The 16283-nt window shown below is 36.2% G+C and carries 15 protein-coding genes; 14 read left to right on the forward strand and 1 reads right to left on the reverse strand.

Annotated features, from left to right (window positions below):
• Window positions 1-5 precede the first annotated feature (5 nt).
• The 14 genes from dagF (at window position 6) to lepB (ending at window position 14512) form a co-directional block, all read left to right on the forward strand.
• Window positions 6-749, forward strand: a complete 744-nt coding sequence (gene dagF, locus IGJ55_RS02930) for a 2-dehydro-3-deoxy-phosphogluconate aldolase (protein ID WP_207120254.1) — start codon at window positions 6-8, stop codon at window positions 747-749.
• A 116-nt stretch (window positions 750-865) separates the two neighbouring features.
• A complete protein-coding gene (locus IGJ55_RS02935; RefSeq protein WP_207120253.1) occupies window positions 866-1876 on the forward strand; it encodes a sugar kinase in 1011 nt (336 codons plus the stop codon).
• Between the two features lie 196 nt (window positions 1877-2072).
• Window positions 2073-3083, forward strand: coding sequence for a hypothetical protein (locus tag IGJ55_RS02940; RefSeq protein WP_207120252.1), 1011 nt, complete (start codon window positions 2073-2075; stop codon window positions 3081-3083).
• 30 nt (window positions 3084-3113) lie between these two features.
• Entirely contained in the window at window positions 3114-3560 is a 447-nt protein-coding gene (locus tag IGJ55_RS02945) for a YaiI/YqxD family protein (RefSeq protein WP_069638973.1), read from the forward strand.
• Window positions 3561-3851: 291 nt separating this feature from the next.
• Window positions 3852-4928 (forward strand): D-alanine--D-alanine ligase, encoded by a 1077-nt coding sequence (locus IGJ55_RS02950; protein WP_429950161.1) that lies wholly within the window; start codon window positions 3852-3854, stop codon window positions 4926-4928.
• A 97-nt stretch (window positions 4929-5025) separates the two neighbouring features.
• Window positions 5026-6393, forward strand: a complete 1368-nt coding sequence (locus tag IGJ55_RS02955) for a UDP-N-acetylmuramoyl-tripeptide--D-alanyl-D-alanine ligase (RefSeq protein WP_429950163.1) — start codon at window positions 5026-5028, stop codon at window positions 6391-6393.
• 333 nt (window positions 6394-6726) lie between these two features.
• Window positions 6727-8271: a degradosome RNA helicase CshA gene (gene cshA, locus IGJ55_RS02960; protein WP_207120249.1), complete on the forward strand. Its 1545-nt coding sequence runs from the start codon at window positions 6727-6729 to the stop codon at window positions 8269-8271.
• 290 nt (window positions 8272-8561) lie between these two features.
• On the forward strand, window positions 8562-8915 hold the full coding sequence (gene acpS, locus IGJ55_RS02965; RefSeq protein ID WP_069638917.1) for a holo-ACP synthase: 354 nt from the start codon (window positions 8562-8564) through the stop codon (window positions 8913-8915).
• Window positions 8916-9049: 134 nt separating this feature from the next.
• Complete coding sequence (alr, locus tag IGJ55_RS02970) at window positions 9050-10168, forward strand: alanine racemase (protein WP_207120248.1); 1119 nt, start codon at window positions 9050-9052, stop codon at window positions 10166-10168.
• Between the two features lie 15 nt (window positions 10169-10183).
• Window positions 10184-10564 (forward strand): type II toxin-antitoxin system PemK/MazF family toxin, encoded by a 381-nt coding sequence (locus IGJ55_RS02975; RefSeq protein ID WP_069638919.1) that lies wholly within the window; start codon window positions 10184-10186, stop codon window positions 10562-10564.
• A gap of 416 nt (window positions 10565-10980) precedes the next feature.
• Window positions 10981-11682 carry a hypothetical protein gene (locus IGJ55_RS02980; protein WP_069638920.1) on the forward strand — a complete coding sequence of 234 codons (702 nt, stop codon included), beginning with the start codon at window positions 10981-10983 and terminating at the stop codon, window positions 11680-11682.
• A 34-nt stretch (window positions 11683-11716) separates the two neighbouring features.
• The gene (locus IGJ55_RS02985) at window positions 11717-13072 is read left to right on the forward strand and encodes a hypothetical protein (RefSeq protein ID WP_430607278.1); all 1356 of its coding nucleotides are present in this window, start codon (window positions 11717-11719) and stop codon (window positions 13070-13072) included.
• A gap of 32 nt (window positions 13073-13104) precedes the next feature.
• Window positions 13105-13503: a LysM peptidoglycan-binding domain-containing protein gene (locus IGJ55_RS02990; RefSeq protein WP_069638922.1), complete on the forward strand. Its 399-nt coding sequence runs from the start codon at window positions 13105-13107 to the stop codon at window positions 13501-13503.
• Between the two features lie 172 nt (window positions 13504-13675).
• Entirely contained in the window at window positions 13676-14512 is an 837-nt protein-coding gene (gene lepB, locus IGJ55_RS02995; RefSeq protein WP_207120246.1) for a signal peptidase I, read from the forward strand.
• 222 nt (window positions 14513-14734) lie between these two features.
• On the opposite strand, the gene IGJ55_RS03000 is transcribed toward lepB, so the two are convergent.
• On the reverse strand, window positions 14735-16216 hold the full coding sequence (locus IGJ55_RS03000) for a helix-turn-helix domain-containing protein (protein WP_069638923.1): 1482 nt from the start codon (window positions 16214-16216) through the stop codon (window positions 14735-14737).
• Window positions 16217-16283 lie beyond the last annotated feature (67 nt).

Raw genomic sequence — 16283 nt, forward strand, 5'->3', positions numbered from 1 at the left:
ACATTATGCCATTAACACCGAACTATCTAGAAAACCGTATTTGTTTAAATGTTTTAGCGAATTCCGTAGAGAATGCTAAAGACTGTTATGAAGCCGCAGAAGGGCATATTGTTTTAGGGGTACTATCAAAAAACTATGCGACTGATGAAGCTGCAATCGAAGAGATGAAAAAATATGCTGATGAAACGAATAATGCTTTATCTGTTGGACTAGGTGCAGGGGACCCGAATCAAAGCCAGATGGTCTCAAGACTGTCCAAAGAACTACAACCTCAACATGTTAACCAAGTCTTTACAGGCGTGGGCACTTCACGTGCTTTACTAGGTCAAAACGAAACGGTTGTCAACGGCTTGGTGTCGCCGACAGGTAAAGTTGGGATCGTCAATATTGCTACAGGACCATTAAGTTCGCAAGCACCAGTTGGTGAAGTAACGATCGAAACCGCGATTCGTTTATTGCAAGATATGGGTGGTAGCTCAATCAAATTTTTCCCGATGAAAGGTTTAGCGCACATCGAAGAATACAAAGCTGTAGCTGAAGCTTGCGCAAAATATGATTTTTACCTAGAGCCAACTGGTGGAATCGATTTAGAAAACTTTGAAGAAATCGTACAGATCGCAGTAGATGCTGGCGTGAAAAAAATCATTCCCCATGTTTATAGCTCGATCATTGACTCAGAAACAGGAGACACAAGACCAGAAGATGTTAAATCGTTACTAGGTATGATCAAAAATACGTTGAAAAAATAAAAGCTGAACATGCTCGTTCAGGACTTCGGAAAAAATAGAAAAACTGAGCCTCAGGCAATTTTTATCTTTTTTCCGAAGTCTTAGCTTGTAAAGCTAGGAAGTAGGCAGGGATCGAGATGAGAATTGCGGCCTTTGGTGAAATAATGATGCGTTTGACACCACCAGAATATTTGATGTTGGAGCAAACGAAGGAATTACGGTTAGATTTTACAGGTACAGGAGTCAATATTTTAAGCAATCTTGCTCATTTCGGCACTCAGACAAGCCTGCTGACGAACCTTCCAGATAATCGGTTAGGTGAAGCAGCCAAAGCCAGTGTTCGCCAATTAGGTATTCAAGATTGCTGGATCGGCAGTTTGGGGGATCATATTGGTTCCTATTTTGCAGAAATGGGGTTTGGTCCAAGACCAACGCAGGTGACGTATCAAAATCGTCGAAATAGTTCGTTTGGGATCAGTGGTGCTTCTGATTATGATCTTGACGCTTTTTTGGAGGAAATAGATTTAATTCATATTTGTGGGATCTCGTTAAGTTTGACGGAGAAAACGCGAGAAGCAGCCCTTGTATTAGCTGAAAAGGCGCATAAGAAAGGGAAAAAAGTTTGTTTTGATTTTAATTTTCGTCCTAGTTTGAACGAAGCCCATGGTGTTTCGCTTATGCAAGAACAATATGAAAAGATGCTACCTTATTGTGATGTGGTTTTTGGTAGCCAACGTGATTTAACAGATTTACTGGGCATGGAGTTAGATCAAACATTGGATGTCTCTGAACAATTTGAAAGAGTTGTCCGCCAGTTTATGGCAAAATATCAGATTGAACATTTTGCTGGAACCATTCGCCAAGGTGAAGGTGACAGACGATATTTGACTGGCTTCCTATTTGATGCGGAAAACTATGTTCAAGCCGCTCCACGTCAAATTATCAATTTAGATCGAATCGGTGCAGGAGATGGTTATGCCGCAGGAATTTTATTGGGTTATAGTGAATCGTGGTCATTAGTGGAAACAGTAGAATTTGCTACGGCTAATGGAGTCTTAGCCCATACGATCCAAGGGGACGTACCGTTAACGACACGGAAACAGGTAAAACATTTAATGGAACAACCCACTGTTGATTTGATTAGATAAGAAAAAGAGTAGAATGAATTAGTGTAAATGCGTTTATACTACTTTCGTTCTAGTCTTTTTTTCATTATAATGAGGATAAACAATGAATTTAGCGAAACCATTTACGTAGTTAAGATAAATTGGTATGCTAAGGGTCAGTGGCTATTATTATTCGTTGCATTTATATAGAACAGTCTGTTTACAGGAGGAGATCGACATGACCGATGAAAATATTTGGAAAGCACTAGACGATAATGTTTTGAAAGATAGTATTCGCAAACGACCAGGTATGTACATTGGTGGAATTGGTCCCACTGGCTTAGAAAGTATGGTCTTACAAGTGCTGGATCATTTACTGCAATTAGCAGTTGATCTAAAGCAGGCAGAGCTTTCAATCGAACTATCAGATCAACAATTTATTTTTTCTTTTTTCAGTAAAAAAGGCTTACTTCTAGATGAAATTCCAAAAGAACAGTATACACCACCGTATCTTTTTCTTTCTGTTGTTAATGCACTATCGGAGCAATTGGGCTTTGGTGTAGAAAAATCAGGAAAACGAACGATCCAAATTTATCAACATGGACTGTTGAATAAAAAAGCGTTGATTCCTTCAGAAGATGAAGGGCAAAGAATCGAATTGGCATTCACGCCTGATGCAAGTTTATTTGGTCACGCACCGTTATCTTATTTTGTTTTACTGAATCGTTGTCAGGAATTGGCGATGCTACACAGCGGATTGACGATTTCGTTGACTGATGGAAAAAAACAAAAAAATTATTTTCATTACAAGCAAGGACTTGTTGACTATATTTTTCAAAAAGATGATAGCATCACGCGTAGCGGGCAGCCGTTGATCATTAATACGATCAGTGAAGGTGTCACAATTCAAGCAGTTATTTCAAAAAATGGCTCTACGAGTATTAAAGATAGCTTTGTTAATGGACACCTACCAGCTGATGGCGGTACGCATCTGGATGGATTTATTCAAGGAACGGTGGATGGAATTAATCAATTTTTGGAAGAAACGAATCGTTTGAAATACCTCACAGTAGATAATTTTTCTGAACGTTTTGATATGGTTCTTTCAATCAAAGTCAAACGACCAAGATACACTGGGGCAATTAAAAAGAAAATCAGAAATCCCGAGCTATATAAAATCGTGAGAGAAGCGGTTTTTTCGGAAGTATCATTCTTTTTAAAACGCCATCCTGCGTGGTATTTAAATTAAAATGAGCGATAATCATTGAAAGGTGCGACTATGAAAATTTTTATTGATGGTGATGGTTCACCAGTGAAAGAAACTACGATCGAAATAGCATTAAGTTATTCGATCGCAGTTGTGATTGTGACAAGTATTGACCATTACTCTCTGAAAGAATATCCTGAGAATGTTTCTTTTGTTTATGTTGATAAAGGCGCAGATGCAGCAGATTATAAAATTGTTCAATTGATTAGACAAGGTGATATTTTGGTGACGCAAGATTATGGCTTGGCTTCATTGGTGTTGCCAAAGGGTGTGCGCGTGTTACATCAGTTAGGGTATGAGTATACAGGCGGAAATATTGATGGATTGCTGGAACAACGGTATTTTAGTGCGAAAGTTCGTAAAAGTGGCGGACATACGAAAGGACCAAAAGCTTTTACACAAGCCGATCGCGATAAATTCAAAAAGACGCTTGTTGAGCTGATTGAACAGAAGAAGTAAGAACAGTTTCATTTTCATTCTAGCTCTATATGGGAATAAGAGCGCCTTTTATTTGTATGACAAGCAAAAAACTTTTTGATTGAATTCGCTATTTGTTTCTATTCCGAGGAATGGTTTTATGCTAAAATATGAAAGAGCAATTTTGAAATCTTTTTTTAGATAGAACCATAAATACAAGAAAATGATTTAGCTTGACGATAAGTTCTCCTAGCAATTAGAAACAAGAGATCAGCGTGAGTGGCTTAGGAACTAAACCTTTCGTTTAGCTTTAAAAATTAGGAGGAAAAGCATTTGAAGATAACTTTGTTATATGGTGGAAGAAGTGAGGAGCATGATGTCTCGATATTGTCTGCCTATTCCGTTTTAAATGCGATTTATTATAATTACTATCAAGTTCAGTTAGTTTTTATTAGTAAAGATGGGCAGTGGGTTAAAGGACCTCTTTTATCAGAAAAACCTACAAGTAAAGAGATCCTCAAGCTAACTTGGTCAGAAGATGGTGAGACAGATAAGTGGGGTGAGTTCACAGGTCGCGTAATCATGCCTTGTGAAATCAAAGAAGAAGATACGATTGTTTTTCCTGTATTACATGGACCTAATGGGGAAGACGGGACGATCCAAGGGTTCCTAGAAACATTAGGATTACCTTATGTTGGAGCTGGTGTGCTTGCAAGTGCCAATGCGATGGATAAAATCATGACCAAGTATTTATTGCAAACAGCTGGCATCCCGCAAGTGCCATTTGTACCTGTATTGAGAAGTGACTGGAAAGAAAATCCTAGAAAAGTCTTTGAACAATGTGAGGGTTCATTGATTTATCCGGTATTTGTTAAACCTGCTAACATGGGCTCAAGTGTGGGGATCAGTAAAGCTGAAAATCGTGAAGAGTTGCAAAATGCATTGGAAGAAGCGTATCGTTACGATTCAAGAGCAATTGTAGAACAAGGAATCGAAGCACGCGAAATCGAAGTGGCAATTTTAGGTAATGAGGATGTTCGGACAACATTACCGGGTGAAATCGTCAAAGATGTTGAATTCTATGATTACAATTCAAAATATATCGATAATCAAATCACGATGAAAATTCCAGCTGAAGTGCCTGATGAAGTTCATCAAAAAGCGCGAGAATTTGCAAAAAAAGCGTACACTATTTTAGACGGCAGTGGACTAAGTCGCTGCGATTTCTTTTTGACTAGTAAAAATGAGTTATTCTTAAATGAACTGAACACGATGCCTGGTTTCACAGAATTTAGTATGTACCCATTACTATGGGAAAATATGGGCTTAAAGTATAGTGATTTGATCGAAGAATTAATTCAGTTAGCATTAAATCGCTTCAAACAAAGACAAAGTTTTTACGAAAGATAAACCACAAAAAGGGAGGAAGCAAAACGCAGTGAGTTTTGTTTCAGCCCTTTTATAGTGAACTAGACAAATCATTTCTGATTAAAAAGGAGAGAAAACGATGCAATTAACTTTCTGGGAAGCGGCAAAAGCAGTCAACGCCACAAATGACTGGAAGAAGTGGAACGATTTTGATTTGACAGGTCTGGAATTTGATAGCAGATTAATTACCAAAGGCAATCTTTTTGTTCCGCTAAAAGGTGAAAATGATGGGCATTCATTTATAAAGAATGCTATAGATAAAGGTGCAGGTGCATCATTTTGGAGTACTTCAGAATCTGCCCCAGATCAATTGCCAGTTTTACAGGTAGCAGATACTCTAAGAGCAATGCAAGATTTAGCTATTTATTATTTAAAAAAAATGGCGCCGACAGTCGTTGCCATCACAGGAAGCAATGGCAAAACAACAACGAAAGATATGACAGAAGCGGTCTTAGCGCAACAATTTCAAACTTATAAAACCCAAGGAAATTATAATAATGATATCGGCTTGCCGTACACTATTTTACAGATGCCTGATAAAACGGAGCAATTGATTTTAGAAATGGGGATGGATCATGCTGATGAGATCGATTTTTTATCAAGATTAGCTCAACCTGATGTAGCTGCGATTACCATGATCGGTGAGGCGCACATTGAAAATCTTGGATCGAGAGAAGGGATTGCCAAAGCAAAAATGGAAATTACGTCTGGGCTGGCTGCTAAGGGATTATTGATTATTCCGGCAGAGGAACCACTGCTATCTCCTCTGACAAAAGGATTAACGCAAACAATTAAAACATTTGGGTTTGGGAAAGCTGATTGTCAAGCAGAGATCATTGAAGCGCAAAAAGAATATACTTCTTTTAAAATCAATGGCTCACCTATTTTATATACCATTCCTGTTCCTGGAAAGTATAATGTGGGGAACGCTTTGATTGCGATTAGCATTGGTCAATGGTTTCAGCTATCAGAAGAAAAAATCCAAGCGGGCTTAGCCAAGTTTCAGTTAACTAAAAACCGAACACAGTGGCTAAAAAGCAAGACGGGAATCGAAATTCTAAGTGATGTTTACAATGCGAATCCAACTGCTATGAATTTGGTCTTAGATAGCTTTAGTCAAATGCCAACAAAGGGAAAACGAATAGCGGTTCTAGGAGATATGCTTGAATTAGGGCCAGACTCAGCTGCAATGCATGCATCTGTGGAGGAACATCTAAATCCGGCTGAAATAACAGAAGTTGTCCTCTATGGTGAGCAAATGAAGGTCCTGTACGAAGAATTAGTGAAAAAGTATCAAGAAAACAAAATCCACTATTTCCACAAAGAAGAAAAGGATCAATTAACAAGCACATTAAAATCAATTTTAGAACCAAAAGATACGGTTGTTTTAAAAGCCAGCAACGGAATGGGTTTAAGTGAGGTCGTTAATTCCCTTCTAGAAAGTTAGCAAGCTTTCATAAAACTTGCTGAAAATATAAATATATGCTAAAATAACCTATTGCCGAAAGATCGAAGTAGATAAAACGAAAGTACCTATTGAAGATACTTTTCTATCATATAAAGATTAAAAAAGCTGAACGAACTCGTTTGGCTTTTCTAGTGCCTGTAGCTTCATAAGGTGGATTTTTCGGTAACACTAATGAGAAAATAAACTAGACCTATGTTGAAGGTTTACAGACTCCGTGAACATTTTCAAAATTAGTGAAAGTCAAATCACCTGTAACACCAATTTTAGAAGAAAAAATTTCTTCTGCAACAAACATTATTAGGAGGATATCATTTGAAATTTAAAGAACTAGGCTTAGAAACAGACTTATTGGCAGCAATCGAACGCTCAGGATTTGAAGAAGCAACACCAATCCAAGAGGAAACGATCCCTCTAGCATTAGAAGGAAAAGACGTTATCGGACAAGCACAAACAGGTACTGGTAAAACAGCTGCTTTTGGCTTACCGATGTTGCAAAAAATCGATACATCAAACCGTGTTGTACAAGGAATCGTTATTGCACCAACTCGTGAATTAGCGATCCAAACACAAGAAGAATTGTACCGTTTAGGTCGTGACAAAAAAATCCGTGTTCAAGCAGTCTATGGTGGCGCAGATATTGGCCGTCAAATTCGCGGACTAAAAGAAAATCCACATGTGGTTGTCGGAACACCAGGTCGTTTATTGGATCATATCAATCGTCGCACCTTGAAGTTAGATACGATCGAAACATTGGTTTTGGATGAAGCAGATGAAATGTTGAACATGGGATTCTTAGAGGATATCGAAAAAATCATCTCTAAAATTCCAGCAAAACGTCAAACATTACTATTTTCAGCAACAATGCCGCCAGCAATCAAAAATATCGGCGTGAAATTCATGAAAGAACCAGAACACGTAAAAATCAAAGCAAAAGAAATGACTGCTGATTTGATCGATCAATATTATGTGCGTTCAAAAGACTTCGAAAAATTCGATGTAATGACACGCTTACTAGATGTTCAAACACCAGAGCTAACAATTGTCTTTGGTCGTACAAAACGTCGTGTAGATGAATTAGCACGTGGATTAGAAGCACGTGGCTACAAAGCAGAAGGTATTCATGGAGACTTGTCACAACAAAAACGTATGAGCGTATTACGTTCATTTAAGAGTGGTAATTTGGACATCTTAGTAGCAACAGACGTTGCAGCTCGTGGATTAGACATTTCTGGTGTCACACACGTTTACAACTACGATATCCCGCAAGATCCAGAAAGCTATGTTCACCGTATCGGCCGTACTGGTCGTGCCGGAAAAGGCGGAATGTCAGTGACATTCGTTACACCAAATGAAATGGGTTACCTACATGTCATTGAGGAATTAACGAAAAAACGTATGACCCCACTACGTCCACCAAATGAACAAGAAGCATTTAAAGGACAATTGGGTGCAGCAATTGAAACAGTCGAAGAAAAATTAGCTGAAAATGGTCTAGAAAATTACTTGCCATCTGCTAAAAATCTTTTGGAAAAATATTCTGCTGAAGATTTAGCAGCATTACTACTAAAAACTATTTCTAAAGACCCATCAGATGCTGTACCAGTAAAAATTACACCAGAACGTCCATTACCATCTACGAAAAAAGGCTTCAACAAAAATAATCGTGGTGGTGGCGGTAACAGCCGTAACCGTAATAAAAATGGTGGCGGTGGCTATCGTGGCAATAAAAATAACAAAAGCACAGGTGGTAGCAGCAGTGGAAATGGCGGCGGCTACAATAAGAGCAAAGATAATCGTTCGGCCAAACGTCATAACGACAAAAAACGTAGCTTTGTTATTAGAGATAACTCAAATTAATAAATCAATAACAGTTGGAAATAAGAAATAACTATTTCCAATGTATGACTTATTGGATTTTAAAAGAGTGGAACAAAGCTTAGACTTTGTTCCACTCTTTTTCCTTTTTAGTAAAAGGATGCAATAAAGAAGAGATAAACTGTATTTCTACCCCTTTTTTCGCTCCTTAAAACCGAGTGTTATCAACACATAAAGCTTTTTATTAATTTTTTCAATTATTATGTGGAAAAATTGCTAAAATTTGATAGAATAAGAGTAATTTATAAAATAAAAAAAGAGGGCTTGAAAGAATGATAAAAGGAATTGGTATAGATATGGTTGAGCTTTCAAGAATCGAAAAAATCATCGAAAATAAATCTTCTTTTGTTCAGCGAGTTCTGACGAGTAATGAATATGAACTTTTTCAAAGATTACCTCACAAACGTCAGGTCGAGTTTTTAGCAGGCCGTTTTGCTTGTAAAGAAGCTTTCTCAAAAGCCTGGGGGACAGGGATTGGAAGTGTCGGATTACACGATATTGAAATCTTAAAAGAACAAAGTGGAGCGCCGAAAGTCACAAAATCACCTCATAAAGGAAATGTATTTGTATCTATTTCCCACACAGAAACCTCTGCGGTTGCTCAAATCATCTTGGAAGTTGGTTGATTAGCTACTAAATTTGAATACCGGTCGAGATAAAAGCGATTGATCAACGATCATGGGCTGTATTCCCACGAGGAACTGTATAAGCAAATGATTCGGCTGTTTCTGATCCGACCGTAAAAGAAAGAAGGACATATATGGCTGTAGGATGGCATCGTCCCACAAAGTTAGTGATCGATACACAAGCGATCAAAGAAAATGTTTCAAATGAAGTCAAACGAATGCCGCAAGGTACAGAGCTATTTGCTGTAGTCAAAGCAAACGGATATGGACACGGAGCTGTACAAACGGCTCAAGCAGCGATTGAAGGAGGTGCTACGGGCTTTTGTGTCGCAATCCTAGATGAGGCCATCGAACTAAGAGAAGCTGGCATTACAGAGCCAATACTGATTTTAAGTGTTGTAGATGTTTCTTACATAGACCTGTTGCTAAAATATGATCTATCCGTCACGGTAGCAACCCAAGAATGGTTAGTACAAGCAATTGATCAATTGAATCAGATAAAAACACAAGCACCATTAAAAATACATATAAAAGTCGATACAGGTATGGGGCGTATTGGTTTTACTACACCAATTGTTGTAAAACAAACAGTTGAATTAATTCAGTCAACGCAAGTAATCGCTTGGGAAGGCTTGTTCACGCACTTTTCTACAGCAGATGAAAAAAATACGAGTTACTTTAAAAAACAATCAGAGCGTTTCCAAGAAATTTTATCTGTTCTTTCAGAGTTACCCCAATATGTACATGTAAGTAATAGTGCAACTGCACTTTGGCATCCTAATAATGCGGGAAATATGATTCGATTTGGTATAGCAATGTATGGACTGAATCCATCGGGACATGCATTACCCGAAATTTATCCATTAAAACCAGCCTTGAGTTTAGTGTCAAAGTTGATTCAAGTGAAAGAACTAGCAGTGAATGAAGGAATTGGTTATGGAAATACGTATACGACTACAAAAAATGAATGGATCGGTACTGTCCCAATCGGGTATGCAGACGGCTGGCTCCGTCATCTACAAGGGTTTTCAGTATTAGTTAATGGTGAAAAATGTGAAATTGTTGGCAGAATCTGCATGGATCAATGTATGATTCGCTTGCCGAGAAAAACGAATGTAGGGACAACTGTCACATTGATAGGACACGACCATGGAGCAAATATCACATTGCAAATGGTGGCAGACAAACTAGAAACAATCCACTATGAAGTGGCATGTACATTTTCTGAACGTATGCCAAGGGAGTATAAATAGAATAGGAGGCTTCAAATGGTCAAAAGGGGTGACATATATTTTGCAGACTTATCCCCTGTTGTAGGATCAGAACAAGGGGGAGTGCGACCAGTACTCGTCATACAAAATAATTTAGGAAATCATTTTAGTCCAACCATTATTGTAGCCGCAATCACAGCAAAAATGGCTAAACCCAAATTACCTACACATATCGGCATCAATTCTGAAGAAACTGGAATCGAACGAGATTCAGTCATTTTACTAGAACAAATCCGCACCATTGATAAGATCCGTTTAAAAGAAAAGGTTTGTCATTTGGGAATAGATATCATGGAAGCGGTCGATCGTGCGTTAGGTGTCAGCGTAGGAATTTTGGAAGCAGAACTAGAAGAAGAGAATCTTGGTACATATCGTTAAAAGTATCGGACATTTGGCTGGAAAACATAAGACATATCCAGTTGTATTCCTATTAGGATAATTGTTTGAGACGACGTAATACGAAATGGAAACAGGAACACTGTGTTAATTACTTAGATCTTGTTATTATTAATTATTTAACACTTAATAATAAAACCACTCTTATCAATAGAATAAAACTGAAAATTAGACCTATAGAAACAACATTCGTTCACTGAATTAGTAAAAAAACACTAAAATTTATCACGTACCCTGCTGTTTTTATTGACTTTTAGTTGCGTTTATAAAAAAAAGTTGGCAATAGCGCAACGTAATGTTACAATAAACTATGTATAATTGGGTAGAAAGTGAATAACTTTCAAAAAAGTAGATATATTTAGTGTTTTTTTATTAAGGGATAAAGGAGTTTATATTTGATGACGATTTTCATGTTTGTATTAGTAGTAATACTGTTTCTTTTTTTCAGTTATCAGTTGTATGTTCGATTCCAACTGGAGAGCTTAGATTCTGATAGTCCAAAAATGAAACGCAAGATCAATTTTTATAAGTATCAAGAGAATAATCGATCATTATTATTTTTGATGATTGCAGCAATTATTTTTTGTTTAATCCTTTTTGGGATACTGTATAATCAAGATACTTTAAGAAAAGATAATAAAGAGTTAGAATTCAAGATAGAAGAGATCAAGGACGCCAGAGGAACAGCTTCTGGTGCTGAAATTGAGAGCTATAAAGAAAACACGCTAAAGTTAGCTGAATTTCCTTGGAAGAAAATTGTAGAAAGTCGAGATGCCCAAGCGCTAGACAACTACGAACTTCTACTGATAAGAGATTGGCAGCCCTTTTTTGGAGAAGCGAATGTCGCGATCATGATCAGTCAAAAAACGGGAACGTTGACAGTATCAGTTTTTCCTACGGCCTTAAGCTTTAATGATTTCCAGACTGCTGAAAAAAACATTGAGGCATTTATCAAAGAGTTACAGCCAGTAAAAGAAATCACAATGATCGATTTTAACTTTACATATCGAGATAAAACCAACAAACTCTCTAAACAGTCGTTCGTTTTCACAAGAGAGGCGAAAGACAGTAACTTAGAAAAAGTAAAACTAGATAAATAATGGAAGATAGAAATAAAAGACGGGGTGTAAACACATGGCAAAGAGACGGTTAATTAAGAAAATTAACGAAGTTTCCGAGGAAGAATTAACGCAGGATGTAGATTTTAATTCGGAAGAACCACAACGACCAGCTACTGTAACAACTACGAACAATAGTAATTTATTAGCTGAACAAGAACAAGAGATCACTCGTTTAAGAGAATTGATCGAAGAATATAGATTACAAGAATCTGAATTTGAGAAAAACAAAGAAGAGAACTTTCGTTTATCTCAACAAAATAAACAATTAGTGATCAAAGTTGAGAGTAACCAAAATGAACTTGAACAGATGAAAGAAAAGAATGATGAACTAGCAACACAGCTCAACCAAAAAGAAACTGAGATCTTTGAATTAGAAGATGGGCTTGAGTCAGACGATTCTGCTGAAGAAATCAATCGTTTGAAAGCGGAAATCGAAGTACTGAAAAAAGAAAATACTAGTGGACAAGAACAAATTGCCTACTTAGAAACTGCACTTGTTGAAAAAGATAAAGCCTTAGAAATCCAAATTTCTGAAAAAGAAAAAGAAATCCAACAATTACAAACAGAGTTAGCTGCCCGAGGAACAATCGGAGAAAAACAAGAAGCATTGGAGACGGTGAAGATGGAATTAGAATCATTGAATGAAAAACTTCAAACTACTAATAAAGAAAATCAAGAGTTAACACAAAAACTTGCTGATCTTCAAGAACAAATGCACCGCTTACAACAAGAAAACCAAGAATTAAAAGACAAAGAGACCACTTTATCAACAAATAGTGATGTGTCTGTTGATAACAGTCGTGTTGAAGAATTGAAAAAAGAATTAGAAACAGTTCTTAAAGATAAGAGTGAACTAGAAGCAAGTCTTGGTCGCATCCAAGGTCTAAATGATAAATATTCTATTCAAAAAAATGTTTTCGAATCTGAATTAGCAGGATTAAGAGATAGCTACAAAGAAAAAGAAGAAGAACTAGAAAACTTAAATGCTGAATTAGAAACAATGCGTAGCTTGTCTACTACAGGAGAAGCAACAGGGAATCAGCTAGCTGAATTATTACAAGCAAAACAACAAATCAATGACTTGTTGTTGAAAAACCAATCCTTACAAGAAGAAGCGTTGAAATCACAACAAGAGATCGGTGAAGTAATGGTTTCTGCTAAGAAGGAAGCAAATCGTATTATTAGTGAAGCGCAAGTTGAATCAAAACACATGATCAACTCAGCAGAACTTGAAATGTTGAACATAGGAAACCGTGCGAAAAATATTTCAAATGAAGTAGAAGAATCTAAAAATGAAGTAATGACGATTTACCGTGAATTGGAAGAACGTTTAAGCAAATTATCACGTTTAGATAAAACTGGAAACTAAACCATTAGAAAACGAATGAAGGGAAGAACAATATGAAAAAACAAATCAATAAAAAATACCGCATACTGTTGATTTCTTCTGCAATATTGTTTAGTACTGTTGTTTACTTTATGTCTGATTCATTGATTTTAGGCGCATCAGCTGGTGGTGGGGGTACAGTATCTGCACCTGTAACAACAGATGATAGCGAAGCCCCTACATCTGCTTCAATACCACAGGCAGCTCAAACACAACAAGAAAGCAATTTAAGCAGTGATGTTGCTTCTGAAGATAAGAATAACGAAGTGCCTAAAGAAGTTTATGTGATAAAGGCTGGTCAGACATTATGGGAAATTGCTCAAGATTCAGGGTTATCAATTCAAACATTAATGAATAAAAATCAGCTTAGTAGTAGTGTTATTGTTGAGGGACAGGAATTAGTATTCGATTGATTATGAGTTTAGGGGTGGAGCAAAACTTTTAGAGTTTTGCTCCACTTATTTTTTTACATAGGGAGACCTATTGCAGTACTTCTCTTAATTAGCGGGGTTTTATATATGGAAAAAACAGCAACACTCTGTTATCCTTAATTAAGAGTATTAATTGGTATGATTGAGGTGTATCATGGATGAACTAAGAATACGTTTTGAACGACTAAAAAGACAATTAAACCGTAAGTTTAATAAAAATAGAAAGTCAAAAAATAAGAATCGAAAGCGCCCACACGCTGGCACTAAAAAGAAGCGTCCAAAACCTAGAGAACGAGCTGAAATAATAAGAGAAGAGCCGAGAGTTAAATCGAGACCTAAAGAAGAACGAATTCAAAAAGCTGCTTCAACCAATAAAAAGCGCAAAAAGAAAAAATTAACGAAAGAAGAATTTGAGAAAAGAAAAAAGAAAAAAAGAAAAGAGAATATCACTGAAATCATCAAATTCATGCTACCTATCGTATTATTTGCAGTTTTTGTATTTTTCTTTATTCTGAATACTTCCCCTCACATGGTTGATGGGGATTCAATGAAACCTACTTTATTAGATGGGGATCGAGTGATTGTTCGTCGGACAAAAGAGCCTAAAAGATATGAGGTCATAACATTTAGCCCACCTGTAAAAAGCGAGTTTCAATATGTGAAACGAATCATAGGGATGCCTGGGGATTTAGTATGGACAGAGGGTAATGATTTATTTATCAATCATCAAGCAGACTCTTTACCAAAAGCATCTGAATTATCTGCTGCAAATGAATTACCAGATGGGACAATCAAAGTGAATATATCAGAAGACAGTCTAGCTCAAATGTCACAGCTGAAAAAAATCCCTAAAGGTCATTATTTTGTATTGGGGGATAATCGAAATAATTCCAGTGATAGTAGAGCATTTGGTTTAGTTGATGGTCAAGCTATTGAGGGTGTTGTATCCTTCCGGTTTGCACCGTTTAATAATATTGGATGGATAAAATAAAAAAACGATAAATTTATCGTTTTTTTATTTTTTATAAATCGATTCACTGATCATTATTTTTTATTATATTTTAAAAAATAAAAACAAATTATAGCGGAATCTATGTTAATCTATAATTATGGTTATTCTCACTAAATTTAATGTATACAAAGAAAACAGAGAACATAAAGAGAGCGTTCTCTGTTATAATTTCAATTAGTGATGTAACCAACAAGTTTGGCACTATCTTGTATCGATTAACTGAATAATCTGTTTTTCGATTTCAGTCATGTCATAACTATTACCAATATCTGAGAATATATAAACTAATTCTTGTTTTTCAGAAATCACTTCATTGTATATGTTAGAAAGAAGTATGTCATAATGACTGTCCTCTTTAAAAGCTTCAGCTTTGATTGGGTATTTGTGACCTAAAACATTGGTCAAATGCTGAATAACTAATTCACCAATAAAAGGATTCAGTGAATGATAGACACCGATCGCAATTTTTTCTTCATTTAATTCAGCAATATGATTTAGGATGATAGTGTAGTGGATTTCAGTGAATTTATTTTTATAGCTTCCTTTTTCACCATCTTGATCAAATTTTTTGGTCGCAATGTCCATCAGTTCAAAAACTTCATTACCAGAAAATGGATGACGGTGAGCATTGACGATCGATTTGATGGTCCAACTATCAAAGGGCAAGATAAATCCATCAAAATAATAAAGCTGAGAATGTAGCTGAAACAATAAATTTTCAATATACAGTAAGCGTGCAGATGAAGCGTAATTGGACAAATAGCCTTGCTGTTTTAAATATTTTAATATTACTTTATTCATATAGTTTAAATAAGAGCTTTCTCTGCGCTGCTTTTCTGCCAACCTAAAGGCAAAAGATGAATTAGGCGAAAAATTATGCATGGAACAAAAGAAGTCATAAAACATGTATGCTTCATAAATAGTATATGGACGGTCGATCTTTTTCATATATGTATGTAAGGACAAATTAATTTCTTCAAAGAGCGGTCGATCAGGATAATCATAGTTAGGGCTGATAACAGGATTATATTCAGTAGCCAGTCGTCTAAAGGATATTTTCATCCATAATTTTATTTGCAAGACTTCAGTAGGATCAAAGACTACATTGAGAGACTCCCTTAATATATCTACAAAGCCAAGATATTGATTAGCGGTTTCTTTTTCTAAACTGGTTTTATCCTCAAATAGAAACCAAAAGAAACTAAAAAAGAAATAGCGAATCTGTTTTTCTTCTCCGATCAACTTTCCACGTTTGATTTGTAGGCGAAATTCTTTTAAAAGATCGTTTAATTCGGTGATCTTTCGATAATAAGTCGCAGAGCTTATCGCATAATTCAATTGAAAATAGTCGCAAGTCAGTTCACCTTTAGAGAATAACTGGTTCACCATTTGAAATTTTATCGACTTTTCGAGAAAAAGTACAACAACGTTCTTCAAGGGAAAAGTCGGTTGCTTTTTTAAAGTAATATTTTCACCTTTTAACGTTAGTTCAACTTGCTCATTTACTTGATTCTCTTCAAGAAAACTTTGCAGGAAAGACAAATATTCATTTAAAGTCGGTAAGCTAATTTGAAATTCACTAACTAGCTCATTTTTTGTCGCCTTGCCTTGATTGTTGTATAAAAATAATAAGATATCATTCATATAATCGAAGGGCTTTTCTAAAAAATCTCGTTTTAGCATAATAGACACCTCACTTAAAGGATACTTGATTCATGAGAAAATGGCAATACGCAACTTATAAAAAGAA

This window comes from Enterococcus sp. AZ170 (assembly GCF_050545135.1).
Taxonomy (GTDB): Bacteria; Bacillota; Bacilli; order Lactobacillales; family Enterococcaceae; genus Enterococcus_L; species Enterococcus_L ureilyticus.

What these genes read in the sequence shown, in the direction of transcription:
- IGJ55_RS02985 (WP_430607278.1), top strand. Translation starts at nt 11,717, where the DNA reads ATGGCAAAGAGACGGTTAATTAAGAAAATTAACGAAGTTTCCGAGGAA.
- IGJ55_RS02980 (WP_069638920.1), top strand. Translation starts at nt 10,981, where the DNA reads ATGACGATTTTCATGTTTGTATTAGTAGTAATACTGTTTCTTTTTTTC.
- IGJ55_RS02990 (WP_069638922.1), top strand. Translation starts at nt 13,105, where the DNA reads ATGAAAAAACAAATCAATAAAAAATACCGCATACTGTTGATTTCTTCT.
- IGJ55_RS02955 (WP_429950163.1), top strand. Translation starts at nt 5,026, where the DNA reads ATGCAATTAACTTTCTGGGAAGCGGCAAAAGCAGTCAACGCCACAAAT.
- dagF (WP_207120254.1), top strand. Translation starts at nt 6, where the DNA reads ATGCCATTAACACCGAACTATCTAGAAAACCGTATTTGTTTAAATGTT.
- IGJ55_RS03000 (WP_069638923.1), bottom strand. Translation starts at nt 16,216, where the DNA reads ATGCTAAAACGAGATTTTTTAGAAAAGCCCTTCGATTATATGAATGAT.
- IGJ55_RS02975 (WP_069638919.1), top strand. Translation starts at nt 10,184, where the DNA reads ATGGTCAAAAGGGGTGACATATATTTTGCAGACTTATCCCCTGTTGTA.
- IGJ55_RS02945 (WP_069638973.1), top strand. Translation starts at nt 3,114, where the DNA reads ATGAAAATTTTTATTGATGGTGATGGTTCACCAGTGAAAGAAACTACG.
- IGJ55_RS02940 (WP_207120252.1), top strand. Translation starts at nt 2,073, where the DNA reads ATGACCGATGAAAATATTTGGAAAGCACTAGACGATAATGTTTTGAAA.
- acpS (WP_069638917.1), top strand. Translation starts at nt 8,562, where the DNA reads ATGATAAAAGGAATTGGTATAGATATGGTTGAGCTTTCAAGAATCGAA.
- IGJ55_RS02935 (WP_207120253.1), top strand. Translation starts at nt 866, where the DNA reads ATGAGAATTGCGGCCTTTGGTGAAATAATGATGCGTTTGACACCACCA.
- lepB (WP_207120246.1), top strand. Translation starts at nt 13,676, where the DNA reads ATGGATGAACTAAGAATACGTTTTGAACGACTAAAAAGACAATTAAAC.
- alr (WP_207120248.1), top strand. Translation starts at nt 9,050, where the DNA reads ATGGCTGTAGGATGGCATCGTCCCACAAAGTTAGTGATCGATACACAA.